This is a genomic window from Fontimonas sp. SYSU GA230001 (assembly GCF_040066175.1).
In the GTDB taxonomy this organism is placed as follows: domain Bacteria; phylum Pseudomonadota; class Gammaproteobacteria; order Nevskiales; family Nevskiaceae; genus Solimonas.
In genome coordinates, this window is record NZ_JBEAAM010000007.1 from 45,903 (window position 1) to 58,852 (window position 12,950).

Annotated in this window: 14 protein-coding genes; 1 reads left to right on the top strand and 13 read right to left on the bottom strand. The window is 68.7% G+C overall.

Annotated features, from left to right (window positions below; translation table 11 throughout):
- The first annotated feature begins 30 nt into the window (after positions 1–30).
- On the top strand, positions 31–666 hold the full coding sequence (locus tag AAG565_RS04115; RefSeq protein ID WP_348818282.1) for a response regulator transcription factor: 636 nt from the start codon (positions 31–33) through the stop codon (positions 664–666).
- A gap of 30 nt (positions 667–696) precedes the next feature.
- Here AAG565_RS04115 and AAG565_RS04120 read toward each other — a convergent pair whose 3' ends face one another.
- The 13 genes from AAG565_RS04120 to AAG565_RS04180 all read right to left on the bottom strand — a co-directional run bounded on the left by AAG565_RS04120 (position 697) and on the right by AAG565_RS04180 (position 12,893).
- Positions 697–2,505 carry an ABC transporter transmembrane domain-containing protein gene (locus AAG565_RS04120; RefSeq protein WP_348818283.1) on the bottom strand — a complete coding sequence of 603 codons (1,809 nt, stop codon included), beginning with the start codon at positions 2,503–2,505 and terminating at the stop codon, positions 697–699.
- Between the two features lie 48 nt (positions 2,506–2,553).
- A complete protein-coding gene (locus AAG565_RS04125; protein ID WP_348818284.1) occupies positions 2,554–3,474 on the bottom strand; it encodes a ThuA domain-containing protein in 921 nt (306 codons plus the stop codon).
- Complete coding sequence (locus tag AAG565_RS04130) at positions 3,474–5,180, bottom strand: GMC family oxidoreductase (protein WP_348818285.1); 1,707 nt, start codon at positions 5,178–5,180, stop codon at positions 3,474–3,476. Before AAG565_RS04130 ends, AAG565_RS04125 begins: the two co-directional genes overlap by 1 nt.
- A complete protein-coding gene (locus AAG565_RS04135) occupies positions 5,180–6,145 on the bottom strand; it encodes a gluconate 2-dehydrogenase subunit 3 family protein (RefSeq protein WP_348818286.1) in 966 nt (321 codons plus the stop codon). The genes AAG565_RS04130 and AAG565_RS04135 overlap by 1 nt, the downstream gene beginning before the upstream one ends.
- 84 nt (positions 6,146–6,229) lie before the next feature.
- Positions 6,230–6,394: a cytochrome bd-I oxidase subunit CydX gene (gene cydX, locus AAG565_RS04140; RefSeq protein WP_348818287.1), complete on the bottom strand. Its 165-nt coding sequence runs from the start codon at positions 6,392–6,394 to the stop codon at positions 6,230–6,232.
- Between the two features lie 10 nt (positions 6,395–6,404).
- Complete coding sequence (gene cydB, locus AAG565_RS04145; protein ID WP_348818288.1) at positions 6,405–7,538, bottom strand: cytochrome d ubiquinol oxidase subunit II; 1,134 nt, start codon at positions 7,536–7,538, stop codon at positions 6,405–6,407.
- 11 nt (positions 7,539–7,549) lie between these two features.
- Positions 7,550–9,109, bottom strand: coding sequence for a cytochrome ubiquinol oxidase subunit I (locus tag AAG565_RS04150; protein ID WP_348818289.1), 1,560 nt, complete (start codon positions 9,107–9,109; stop codon positions 7,550–7,552).
- Positions 9,102–9,308: a cytochrome oxidase putative small subunit CydP gene (gene cydP / locus AAG565_RS04155; RefSeq protein ID WP_348818290.1), complete on the bottom strand. Its 207-nt coding sequence runs from the start codon at positions 9,306–9,308 to the stop codon at positions 9,102–9,104. The genes AAG565_RS04150 and cydP overlap by 8 nt, the downstream gene beginning before the upstream one ends.
- Entirely contained in the window at positions 9,293–9,766 is a 474-nt protein-coding gene (locus tag AAG565_RS04160) for an OsmC family protein (RefSeq protein ID WP_348818291.1), read from the bottom strand. Before AAG565_RS04160 ends, cydP begins: the two co-directional genes overlap by 16 nt.
- Complete coding sequence (locus AAG565_RS04165) at positions 9,756–10,337, bottom strand: DUF3365 domain-containing protein (RefSeq protein WP_348818292.1); 582 nt, start codon at positions 10,335–10,337, stop codon at positions 9,756–9,758. The genes AAG565_RS04160 and AAG565_RS04165 overlap by 11 nt, the downstream gene beginning before the upstream one ends.
- A gap of 57 nt (positions 10,338–10,394) precedes the next feature.
- The gene (locus tag AAG565_RS04170; RefSeq protein WP_348818293.1) at positions 10,395–10,985 is read right to left on the bottom strand and encodes a DUF3228 family protein; all 591 of its coding nucleotides are present in this window, start codon (positions 10,983–10,985) and stop codon (positions 10,395–10,397) included.
- Positions 10,982–11,614 (bottom strand): peptide-methionine (S)-S-oxide reductase MsrA, encoded by a 633-nt coding sequence (gene msrA, locus AAG565_RS04175; protein ID WP_348818294.1) that lies wholly within the window; start codon positions 11,612–11,614, stop codon positions 10,982–10,984. Before msrA ends, AAG565_RS04170 begins: the two co-directional genes overlap by 4 nt.
- 73 nt (positions 11,615–11,687) lie before the next feature.
- Positions 11,688–12,893 carry a GGDEF domain-containing protein gene (locus AAG565_RS04180; RefSeq protein WP_348818295.1) on the bottom strand — a complete coding sequence of 402 codons (1,206 nt, stop codon included), beginning with the start codon at positions 12,891–12,893 and terminating at the stop codon, positions 11,688–11,690.
- Positions 12,894–12,950: the final 57 nt, after the last annotated feature.

The window sequence follows — 12,950 nt, forward strand, 5'->3', positions numbered from 1 at the left end:
GGGGAAGCCGGGCGGATTAAGGGGGCCGTGTTGAACATCCTGCTGGTCGATGACCACGAACTGTTCCGCGAAGGACTGCAACTGCTGCTGGCCGACCTCGACGACGATCTGAACTTTTCGCAGGCGTCGAACTGCGCCGCCGCGCTGGAACGCATCGGCGAGCAGTCCTTCGACGTGATCGTGCTCGACTTCCACCTGCCCGGCCTGCAGCGCTTCGACGCGCTGCGCGCGGTCCGCGCACACGCGGAGGAAGCCGCGATCGTCGTGCTCTCCGCGGAGGAAGACCCGACCCTGATCCGCCAGGTCATCGACGAGGGTGCCGCCGGCTTCATTCCCAAGGCGTCCAGCCATGCGGTGATGATGGCGGCGCTGCGCCTGATCCTGGCCGGCGGCACCTACCTGCCGCCGCATGCGCTGGCCAGCGAAGCGCCGCCGCCCGCGTCGGCCGAGATCCCGCAGGCCGGCCCGGTCGCCCGCCTGACCGAGCGCCAGCTGTCCACCTTGCGCCTGGCGATGCTCGGCAAGTCCAACAAGGTGATCGCGCGCGAGATGGATCTCTCCGAAGCGACCGTCAAGGCGCATCTGGCGGAGTGCTTCAAACGCCTGGGCGTGCACAACCGCACCGAAGCGGTGTTCGCCGTCGCGCGCGCCGGCCTGAAGATCTGAACATCTGCGGCCCGCCGGACCGGCCGGCGTTCACGCCAGCACCTGCAGGCTCGCCAGCCGCGCATACAGCCCGCCCTGCTGGATCAACTGCGTCGGCGTGCCGCTCTCGACGATGCGCCCCTGTTCGAGCACGACGATGCGGTCCGCACGCCGGACCGTCGCCAGGCGATGCGCGATCACCAGCGTCGTGCGGTTCTTCATCGCCGCTTCGAGTCCGCGCTGCACCAGCACCTCGCTTTCCGCATCGAGCGCGCTGGTGGCCTCGTCGAGCAGCAGCAGCGGCGGATCGCGCAGGATCGCGCGGGCGATGGCGATGCGCTGGCGCTGCCCGCCGGACAGGCGCAGGCCGCGCTCGCCCAGGAAGGTGCGGTAACCCTGCGGCAGCTTCATGATGAACTCGTCGGCGAGCGCGGTGCGCGCCGCGGCGATCACCTCGTCGTCGCTGGCGCGGGCATTGCCGTAACGGATGTTCTCCATCGCATCGGCCGAGAAGATCACCGCGTCCTGCGGCACGATGCCGATGTGCGCACGCAGATCCGCCGGATCGACGCTGCGGATATCGACGCCGTTGAAGCGGATGCTGCCGGCGCCGACGTCGTAGTAGCGCAGCAGCAGCTGGAACAGCGTGGTCTTGCCGGCGCCGCTCGGCCCTACCAGCGCGACGGTCTCGCCCTCGCGGATGTCGAGCGTGACGCCATCGAGCGCCGGCGTCTGCGGACGCGACGGATAGTGGAAGCGCACCTGGTCGAAGCTCACACGCGCCTGGCGCGCCTGCGGCAGCGGCAGCGCATGCTCGGGTGCGCGGATCGCCGGCACCGCGGCGAGCAGCTCCATCAGCCGTTCGGTGGCACCCGCCGCGCGCATCACGTCACCCCAGACCTCGGCGATCACGCCGACACCGCCTGCGGTGAACATCGCGTAGAGCACGAAGGACGCCAGCGTGCCCGGCGTCATCGTGCCGGCGATCACCGCCTGCGCGCCGAGCCAGAGCACGAACACGATCGCACCGAACACGCCGGCGATAGCGCCCGCGGTCAGCGCCGCACGCACGCGCGTGCGCCGGATCGCCGACGCGAAGCTGCTCTCCACCGCGCGGTCGTAGCGCGCCGCCTCGTCGGCCTCCTTGTTGAAGGCCTGCACCGTCGGTATCGCATTGAGGATCTCGCCGGCGACCGCCGAGGTGTCGGCGATGCGGTCCTGCGACTCGCGCGAGAGCCGCTTGACGCTGCGGCCGGCGGCGACCAGCGGCACGACCACGAGCAGCAGCAGGACCAGCGTCACCGCGAACAGCTTGAGACTGGTGACGGCGAGCATCGCCAGCCCGCCGATGAACTGGAACGCGCTGCGCAGGCCCATTGAGATCGACGAGCCGACCACCGTCTGCACCAGCGTCGTGTCCGCAGTGAGGCGGGACAGCACCTCGCCGGTCTTGGTCGCTTCGAAATACTCTGGGGACTGCGCGAGCATGCGGTGATAGACCGCGCTGCGCAGGTCGGCGGTCACGCGCTCGCCGATCCAGCTGACCCAGTAGAACCGCCCGGCGACCATCGCACCCCAGAACAGCGCGATGCCGAACAACGCGAGAAACTGGGTGTGGACCTGCGCCCCTTCCGAGAAGCCGTGGTCGATCAGATCACGCAGCGCCAGCGGCACCGCGAGCATCGCCGCTGACGCCAGGCACAGCAGCACGAAAGCCAGCGCGATGTGGCTGCGATACGGCCGCAGGAACGGCAGCAGCCCGCGCAAAGCCACCAGCCGGCGCCGCGCCGGAGCGGGTGCGGCCAGCGTGTCGAGCAGATCGGGTGAGCCTGTTTCGGAATCCGGCGATGCGTCGTTCATGGCGGCGCCACGATAACAGCTGCCGCGCCGGCCGCGGGGCGCGCACGCTCAGGGCAGGACCTGGGTCTCGCAGCCGACCAGCTCGGGCGGCGTGTACTCGGGCACGCCGTCGGGCTTGGCATTGACCGCGCAGCTGGCTTCGAGCCGCCGCGCCGCGATCAGGATGCCGCTGAGGATGTGCTGCTGGTAATCCGGCGTCAGGTACAGATACGGCTCGTGGCCGAGCGCGGTGTACCAGGCGCGGCCGGCGAACCGGTCGTGGCACCAGGCCATCGGGTGATCGCCCATCCTGCCGCTGTAGCCCATCGGGAAGGTCGGGCCGGACGGATCGCAGCTGGTGTTGGGCTGCTGCAGGTAACCGGATTCGTCGATACGCAGCAGCACGCGCACGGCGCCGCGCGGATTGGTCTTGAAGCTGTAGAACTCCTCCAGCGGCAACGACCAGCTGTCGGCACCGAGAAAAGACGTGCTCGGATGGCTCGTGTCCTCGACCGCGAGCGTGCCCGGCTGGTTGAGCACCGGATGCGACAGGAACTGTGCGCCGACCAGCTCGCCGTAGAACGGCCAGCCGTGGAAGGTGTCGGCCGCCGAATGGATGCCGACGAAGCCGCCGCCGGCCGCGATGTAATCCTGCAGCGCAGTCTTCTGCGCCTCGGTGTCGAGCACGTCGAGCGTCGTGTTGAGAAACACCAGCGCGGCGTACTGCGCGAGGTTCTGCGGCGTGAAGGCCGTCGGATCCTCGGTCGCATCGACGGTGAAGCCGTGATCGGCGCCGAGCTGTTCGATCACCGGGATGCCGATCGCGATCGATGGGTGGCGGAAACCCGCCGTGCGGGAATAGACCAGCACCTTGAACGGTTCGTTGCCACCGCTGCCCGGACCGGGACTCGGCGATGGCGCGTCGTCGCGGCTGGCGCCGCAGGCGGCGAGCAAGGACAGCAGCAGGACGGTCAGCGCGGTGCGGAGCATCAGCTCACTCCGTGGATCAGGTTGCGGCTGATGCGCAGGGCATTCGCCAGGATGGTCAGCGTCGGGTTGAAGCCGGGAAAGGTCACGAAGGTCGATGCGTCCATCACATGCACGTTGTCCACTTCGTGCAGACGGCCGTTGGCATCGCAGACGGAAGTCTCGGGATCGGTGCCCATGCGTGCGGTGCCGCCCTGGTGGAAGGTCAGCGGCGCGGCATCGGACAGCAGCGGGTTGGGGATCACCGCCGCGCCGACGGCGCCCGGCGTCGCCAGCAGCAGTGCCTCGATCTGCGGCCCGAAGTACGCCGAGCCGGCCTTCTCGTGCAGATGCGGCGCATAGGTCACGCGCGGTGCCGGCAGGCCATGCCAGTCGCGCACGTCCGGGTCGAGATCGACGCGGTTGTTCGCCTGCGGCAGGTCCTCCCCGACGAACTGCAGGCCGGCGATGCGCCGGCGCATCGGTGAAAGACGCATCAGTTCCTTGTGCGGCAGGCCGTAGCCGGTGTAGCCGGCGTAGGTGTAGGCCTCGGTCAGCAGCGGCAGGCCGGAACCGAGCTGCACCAGCGCGCCCTTGAGGTACGGCACGCCCAGCGCCGCGATCGCCGGGCCGGTGAACGGGCCGACCAGATCGTCGATCTCCAGCGTCGTGCTCTGCGCGCGCAGCGACTGGATGTCGCGTTCGAACAGCGCGCCGCCGAGGATGAAGTTGTGGAACATCAGGTTGCGGCCGACCTGGTCGGAGCGGTTGCCCAAGCCGTTCGGATGCGCGCCGTTGGCCGACAGCAGCAGCAGGCGCGCGGTCTGGATCGGGCTGCCGGCAATCAGGATCCTGTCGGCGGACAGGCTGCGCGACACGCCGCGATCGTCGTAGTAATGCACCGCCGTCGCTCGCGCACCATTGCTCGTGGTCTCGATGCGGTAGGCCAGCGCGCGCGGAATCACGCGCACGCGGCCGCTCAGCACCGCCGGGTTGAGGAAACTGACCAGCGCGTCGCCGCGCGCGTTGATCGGACAGCCGAAGCCCGAGCACAGGCCACAGGAATTGCAGCGCGGGCGACCGTCGAAATCGGTCGAGTTGACCGCGGCCGGATACGGGAACGGATTGAAACCGACGTTGCGCGCACCCTGCGCGAGCAGCTGCGCGGCGTAGCCGGTCGGGTTGGGCGGCATCACGAACGGCCGACTGCGCGGCGCCTGTGCCAGCACGAAGTCCGGCATCTGCGCGACGTCGCCCTGCACGCCGATGCGGTATTCGACCTCGTCGTAATACGGCGCCAGATCCTCGTAGCGGATCGGCCAGTCGGCGACGTTTGCGCCATCCACCGGCCCGAGGTCGGAGAGCTGCGTGAAATCCTGCTTCCAGAACCGCGGGAACTTGGCGTTGTAATGCAGCGAGGTGCCGCCGACCGCCGCGCCCATGTTGACGACACTGCCCTGCGCGCTGCGCGCGACGCCCTGCCCGGCCTCGGACTGCGTGCGCCCGGTCATCGGCTCCAGCACCGGATCGGGGAACCCGAAGGCGCGCGCGCCCTTGACCTCGTCGCTGCCATAGAGCGTGCCGAGCGCGCCACTGGGCACCTGGCCGAAACCCGGACGCAGATTGCGGCCGCGCTCCAGCACGATCACGTCCCAGCCCGCCTCGGCGAGCGCCCAGGCGGTGATGCTGCCGGCCGGCCCCGAACCGATGACGATTGCGCTCTGTGCCATCAGCGTGCTCCCGGCCGCAGCTTCGCGATCTCGGCACGCAGGCGGCTGAGCCGGCCCTCGGCATTGAGCATCACGCCCAGCGCGATCTCGCCGGAGCTCATCGCCACCAGCTCGCGGAAGCTGCTGTGGATGCGCGCGTGCCCGTCCACACTCGGCACCGGCAGCGCACCGCGGCGCTTGGTCAGCGGCAGCAGGTCGAGCAGACCCGGATTGTCCGGCGTCGTCACCTGCTCGTCGGTGTAGCCGCGCGGCTGCACGTCGCCGTCGTAGCCGGTGAAGGTCCAGCCGAGCAGCTCGCGGTTGCCGCCGTATTCAGGCGCGCCATACATCGTGTCCAGCGTGTGCAGGAACGCGACATCGAGCAGTTCCGCGATCCGCGCGTCGCTCGTGTCCTGCAGCAGCAGGTCGCGCGCCGGTCCCGGCATCGATGCGAAATCGGCGAAGCCGGATGCGGCGGCGCGCGCGTCCAGCTGCGCCAGCCCTTCACGATAGATCTGCTGCCAGCCCTTGCGCGGCCCGTTGAACTCGCGCTCCGGCAGGCCCTGCGAACCTTCGATCTTCAGTCGCCAGGCCAGTTCTTCGTAACGGTCGAGCGGCACGAAGTCGGCGAAGTCGTTGTGCGCCGCACCGCCGCGATCGGAAAACGGCCCGCCGGCGAAGATGCGCGGCGGATCGTAGGCGAACGCGCTGAGCAGCTGGTTGATGCCGTGCGCGCAGCCCGCCGCGACCGCACCGGCATCGGCGTCCTCCGGAACGAAACGATCGACCAGCGCGTCGAGCGCCTTGAGCTCGGCCTCGCTCAGGTACAGTTCCGGCGTCTGCCCGGGACCATCACCGGGCCGCGGTCTCGCGCCGCCATCGACCGGCGCGCTGCGGCCACAGCCGGTCAGTCCCAATACCGCAACCGCGCCGCCCTGCTTGAGCAGCGCGCGGCGGCTGATGCGCCCTGGCCCGTACTCCTCCATCGCTCACCCCGTGGGCCCCTCTGGATGCGGGGGCCGTCCGGCCCGCAGTGTAGCGTCAACCGCTGCGCCGATCGGCGCCGTCGCTCAATCGTGCTCGCGATACACCGGCGACAGGTCCGCGACGGCATCGCCGGGGCCCTGGCCGGCCGGCCGCTCGCGTTCGATCTCGCGGATCTCGAACCAGATCGCGTTGAGGATGCCGAAGGTCATCGCCAACCCCAGGCCCAGTATCCAGGCGAAATACCACATGGTCTCGTCCTCAATAGACGCCGGTCTGGCGGCGCACGTGCGCCAGCGAGATCGTTCCGCGCAGCACGCGGAACACCCAGGCGGTGTAGAGCAGCACCAGCGGCAGGAAGATCAGCGTCGCGACCAGCATGATGAACAAGGTCAATCGGCTGCTCGACGCGTCCCACACGGTCAGGCTCGCCACCGGCACGGTGGACGAGGGCATCAGGAACGGAAACAGGCTGAAGCCAGCGGTCAGGATGACGCCGCTCACCGCCACTGCGCTGCTGATGAATGCGAGTCCGGCGCGCGCCGCGCGCAGCAGCAGTGCGGTCAGGACCGTGCCGACGTAAGCCAGCACCGGCGCGGCGATCATCCACGGATAGGCGTGGTAGTTCAGCAGCCAGCCGCCGGCCACCGTTTCGACACTCTTGCGCAGCGGGTTCGACGGCCCGGCGGGATCGAGCGCGCCGACGATGCGCAGTCCGTCGAGCACGGTGAGCCAGACACCGGCGGCGCTGAACGTGATCAGGAGCGCCAGCGCGGCCCAGGCGCCGGCCCGACGCGCGCGCGCCGCCATCGGATCTTCCATCTTCAGCGCGGCATAGCTTGCGCCGTGCATCAGCAGCATCGCCAGACTGACGACGCCGGCGAGCAAAGCAAACGGGTGTAGCAGTCCGAAGAAGCCGCCAGTGAAGACCGGCCGCGCCAGCTCGTCGAGATGAAACGGCAGACCGAGGAACAGGTTGCCGAAGGCCACGCCGAACAGCAGCGCCGGCAGCGCGCCGCCGGCGAACAGCGCCCAGTCCCACAGCTCGCGCCAGCGCGGGTCTTCGAGCTTGTTGCGGAACATGAAGCCGACCGGCCGCAGGATCAGCGCCAGCAGCACCAGGAACATCGCCAGATACAGGCCGGAGAACGAGGCCGCGTAGAGCAGCGGCCAGGCCGCGAACACCGCGCCGCCGCCGAGGATGAACCAGACCTGGTTGCCGTCCCACACCGGCTCGATCGATTCGAGCAGCGCGCGCCGCTCGGCATCGTCGCGGCCGAGGAAGCGGAACAGCGCCCCGACGCCCAGGTCGAATCCATCCATCACGGCAAAGCCGATCAGCAGAGCGCCGAGCAGGAGCCACCAGACGATGCGCAGGGTTTCGTAGTCGAGCATGTCGGCCTCCTTCAGTGCGTGCCCGGCGCCGGGTCTGCCGGCGGCCAGTAGCCGAGGCCGTCGGGGCCGCGCCGGATCATGCGCTGCATCAGGAACACATCGACGACCAGCAGCGTCGTGTAGAAGATCACGAAGCCGGTCAGAGACAGGATCACGTTGGTCGTCGAAGTCGTCGAGACGCCGAGAAAGGTCGGCAGCACGCCCTCGATCGCCCACGGCTGGCGGCCGTGCTCGGCGACGATCCAGCCCAGTTCCGCGGCGATCCACGGCAGCGGCAGCGCCAGGAACGCGGTGCGCAGATACCAGCGGTGACGGTCGAGCTGCTGCGTGGCGGAGAAGTAGAACGACAGCGCGAACAGCGCGATGAAGAAGAAACCCAGCGCGACCATGATGCGGAAGTTCCAGAACAGCACCGGCACGTTGGGCACATTCGACCAGGCGGCGCGCTCGATGTCCGCCTCCGTCGCATCCGCCGGATTGGCGACGTAGCGCAGCAGCAGCAGGCCGTAACCCAGATCCTCACGGTGCGCCTCGAAACTCGCCCTGGCCTCGGCGTCCGTCGGATCGGCACGCAGCCGCTGCAGCGCCTTGTGCGCCTCGATGCCGCGCAGGATGCGCACGCGCGCGTGCTCGACCAGCGGCAGGATGCCCGGCACCTCCTGGGTCAGCGAGCGCGTCGCGATCAGGCCCAGCGCCCAGGGAATGCGCAGCTCCGCGTGCGTCTTGCGCGCCTCGACGTCCGGCCAGCCGAGCAGCGTGAACGGCGCCGGCGGCGGCTCGGTCTCCCACATCGCCTCGATCGCAGCGATCTTCATCTTCTGGTGCTCGGTCAGCGTGTAGCCCGACTCGTCGCCGAGCACGACGACCGACAGCGCCGACGCCAGGCCGAAGCTCGCCGCCACCGCCATCGAACGCTTGGCAAAGGCCACGTTGCGGCCACGCAGCAGGTACCACGCGGAGATGGACAGCACGAAGATCGAGCCGGTGACGTAGCCGGCCGCCACCGTGTGCACGAACTTGGACTGCGCGACCGGATTGAAGATGACCGCGCTGAACGAGGTCAGCTCCATGCGCATCGTCTCGTAGTTGAACTCGGCGCCGACCGGGTTCTGCATCCAGGCGTTGGCGATCAGGATCCACAGCGCCGAGAGGTTCGAGCCGATCGCAGTCAGGAAGGTCACGACCAGATGGCCCACCTTCGACAGCCGGTCCCAGCCGAAGAAGAACAGGCCGACGAAGGTCGATTCGAGGAAGAAGGCCATCAGCCCTTCGATCGCCAGCGGTGCGCCGAAGATGTCGCCGACGTAGTGCGAGTAATAGGCCCAGTTCGTGCCGAACTGGAATTCCATCGTGATGCCGGTGGCGACGCCCATCGCGAAGTTGATGCCGAACAGCAGGCCCCAGAACTTCGTCATGCGCTTCCAGATCTCGCGCCCGGTCATGACGTAGGTCGCCTCCATGATCACCAGGATCATCGACAGGCCCAGCGTCAGCGGCACGAACAGGAAGTGGTAGAGCGCCGTCAGCGCGAACTGCAGGCGCGATAGGTCCACCAGGGTCGAGTCAATCATGTGCAGTCTCGATGGCGGCGGCCCGATCCAGCGCCAGCCGCTCGTGCAGGTGATCCGGCGTCGGCTGCAGGCGCGTATCGCCGGAGAAGAACAGGGTCTTGATCAGAATCAGCGCGACCAGCTTGATGGCGAGCAGCACGCCGATCCGGCGGCGCAGGTCATGTCGCCAGTCGCCGGTGCGCTTCAGTCCGCGTCCCACGGCTTGGCTTCCCAGCTGTCGGCCAGGCGCGAACGGATCTTGATCTCGGAGGTGAGCGTGCGCGCGACCGGACAGCGGCCGGCGATCTCCAGCAGGCGCTCGCGCTGCTCGGCGCTGAGATCGCCTTCGAGCACGATCTCGCGCGTGATCTCGTCCACCTTGCCGTCACGCGTGGCGCAATCGGCGCAGTCCTGCGCATGGACCTTGCGGTGCTGCAGGCGCACGCGCACGCGCGTGAGCGGCAGCTTCTTGAGCTCCGCATACATGCGGATCGTCATGCTCGTGCAGGCGCCCAGGCCGAGCAGCAGGTATTCGTAGGGTCCGGGACCGGCATCGTTGCCGCCCACCGCGAGCGGCTCGTCCATCGTCACCGCATGACGGCCGGTGCGGCCGGTCTGCATGTAACGCCCGGTGAGGGTTTCCTCGACTTCGACGATCGTCGGTGCTTCATTGCTCATGAGCATCTCCCTGCGCTGTGGCAGCCGGCCAGCGGATCACGAACGCGCCGCGCAGGTCGCCGACGGCAAAACCCGTCGCCTGGTCCTGCGGATACTGCTGCGCGAGCGCGGAGCGTACCGCGTCGGCGAGCGTCGCACCGTGGCAGGCCAGACACGGCGGCTGCGTCACGATGACCCGCATGTAGCGCGCGCTGCCGTCCGCGGCGCGCGCGAAGTCCTCCTGCGCCGGCGCGTCCGCGGCGTGCTGCCGCTGCGCGGCGAACTCCTCCAGCACCGCGCGCTCCGCAGCGTCCGGTGCGTTGGCCGGATTGCGCAGGCGCAGCGCGGTGCGTCCGACCCCGGCGCCGCTCTCCGCGGACAGGCGCGCGGCGATGGCGGGTGCGTCGGCCTTGCACACCTCGATCGCCCGCACCGGCCCGCCCGCGGCCATCGCTTCGGTCAGTCGCGTCTTCAACTCGGATTGGAAGCGATCGGCGAGCGCGCGGGACCAATCGAGCCGTGGATCAGGGATGTCAGCCGCGGCCAGTGGCGTCGCCACGGCAGCGGCCCACAGGAACATCACCATGCGCATCAGAGCACCCTGTGCCGAGACTCGAATCAAGCTGCCGACCATTATATTAGGTGTCTCTTATTTAGCAACGCCTGATATGACTCGTCCGGCGACGTCACGCCAGGTGGCGTGACGCTCCCAGAACGCGACGCTGCGCCGGTAGGCGTCGCGGTCGAGCGGCACGCCCGAACCGCCTTCGGCCACACCCAGCGCGTTGCGCATCATCGTGACCGGCGTCATCGGCGTCTCCTCCGGCGCCATCGTCGCCAGGCAGCCGACGATGCCCCAGTCCGCGTCGAGCGCATCGCCCTCGCGCTGCATCTGTTCGCGGCTGTAGAGAATCACCAGCAGGTATTCGGCGCGTGGCGGCTCGATGCCCTCGAACCAGCGCACCAGCACCGGCAGCTCGTCCTTCGTGCGCGCCTCGTAGGCACAGCGCAACAGATGCCGGTTTTCATCGGTGATCGCCACCGCCGCGCAGCGCGTCTGCGTCCAGTTACGGTGCACGTGCAGCTTACAGAACGGGGCGTAGCCGTCGAGCACCTGCAGCGGCGGATGTTTGTTGAGATAGCGCTCGAACTCTTCGGCACTGCAGCCAACGATGGCATTGCGGCGGCCGTCCCTGGGGAACAGCCGGCCGCGCGCAAAGCGGGTCAGCGCGATCGTCATTCGTCGCGGAGCTTGTCGGCGTAGTAGTGGCGCGTCTTCTCGACCTTGGGCAGCGCGACGGCCTGGATGTAGGGCTGGCCCGGATTGCGCGCGGCGTAGTTCTGGTGGTACGCCTCGGCGGTGTGGAACGCCTGCAGCGGCTCGAGTTTCGTCGCGATCGGTGCGTTGAAGGCTCCGGCGGCGTCGAGCTTGCGGACGTAGCGCTCGGCAACCTCGCGCTGCCTCTCGTCCGCATAGAACACCGCCGAGCGGTACTGCCGGCCGCGGTCATTGCCCTGACGATCGACGTGCGTCGGATCGTGCGCGACCGAGAAGAACACCTTGAGCAGCTGGCCATAGCTGAGCCGGGTGGCGTCGAAATCGACGCGCACGACTTCGGCATGATTGGTCGCGCCACTGCACACCGTCTCGTAGTTCGCCGTCGAGGCCGAATCGCCGGCGTAGCCGCAGACTACGTCGAGCACGCCGTCGATCTGGCGGAACACCGCCTCGACGCACCAGAAACAGCCGCCGGCGAGCACGGCCGACTGGCGCGCACCGGCGTCGGTGCCGATATCCACATCGGGATTCGGAAACTGCGCCGGCGTCAGCGGATGATCGTCGCCGCGCGAAGAAGACAACAGGCTCATCGAAGATCTCCGTGAAATGGCCGCGTCGGTATCTCGCGGCAGGCGTGCACGATAGCGGCGCAGCTCAGCGGCGTCACGCTGCCTCGCTCGCCTCGCACCAGCGGTTGCGGCCGCCGCGCTTGGCCGCGTACAGCGCGCGGTCGGCGCGGGCGACCAGCCGCCAGATGTCCTCGTTCTCTGCGGGGACACCGTGCGCCAACCCCGCGCTGATGGTGACCACGTCGAGCAGCGGCGAACCCGGGTGCGGAAGGCCCAGGCTGCGGACATCGCGGACCATTTGCTCCGTGGCCTGGCGGGCACCATCGAGATCCGCGTCGTAGAGCAGCACGACGAACTCCTCACCGCCGATGCGCGCACGCAGGTCCAGCGGGCGTTGCGCGTAGCGCTCGATCAGCAGCGCGCCGATCCGACGCAGGCAGTCGTCGCCGGCGGCATGACCCAGGCTGTCGTTGAGCAGCTTGAAGTGATCGACGTCGAGCAGGATCACGCTCACCGGCACCTGCTCGCGCCGCGCCTGCGCGAGCACGCGCGCCGCGTCGCGCTCGAACCAGGCGCGGTTGGGCAGGCCGGTCAGACCGTCGCGCATGCCGGACAACTCGGCGACCTGGCGCGTGATCCAGGCGCGGCGCGTCGATTGATCGAGGCTGATCTCGGTGAACGCCGCGAAGACGCAGGTGACGACGGTGGCGACCACCGACCACCAGAAACGCTCGCCGATCCCGTTGTATGCCGCCTCGGCCGCGAGCAGCGCCGCGGCCGCGATCAGCAGGCCACCCAGCGTCATCCAGCTGCGCAGCCCGGACATCAATGTGACGACGATGAGCGCGATCGCGACCGTTTCGAAGGGAATCGCGAATCCGGCGGTGACGCCGGCGTAGCGCAGCATGATCAGCAGGCCGAAGAAACCCAGCGATACGCCGCCGGTATAGGCCGATACCAGGCGGCTGTCCGGGTAACGCCAGTTCAGCACGATGCCGACCACGCTCATCGGCACGATCAGCCCGAGCTCCACGAGGCGGAACAGCTGGCGCATCTCGGCCGGGGTATGCAGCAGCAGAGGCCCGTAGATCGGCGCCAGCCCGAAGACGGCGATCGCCAGCGTGAACATCGCGATGCGGCTGCGTGCACGCCGTGGCCGCGCCTCGTCGTTGTAGCGGCGTTCCAATGCCCGATCGGCAAAGCCGCAAGGCCGCCAGCGCGCGTCGAGCTCGCCGAGCAGCAGATTGAGCTGTTCCAGTCCGATCGGTATCACCCGATCCGCGCGGCCGACACCCGCCATGTATCGACATTCCTCTGTTCGACCTTGGGATCCGCGCAGTCTAGCGGCAACCGGCAG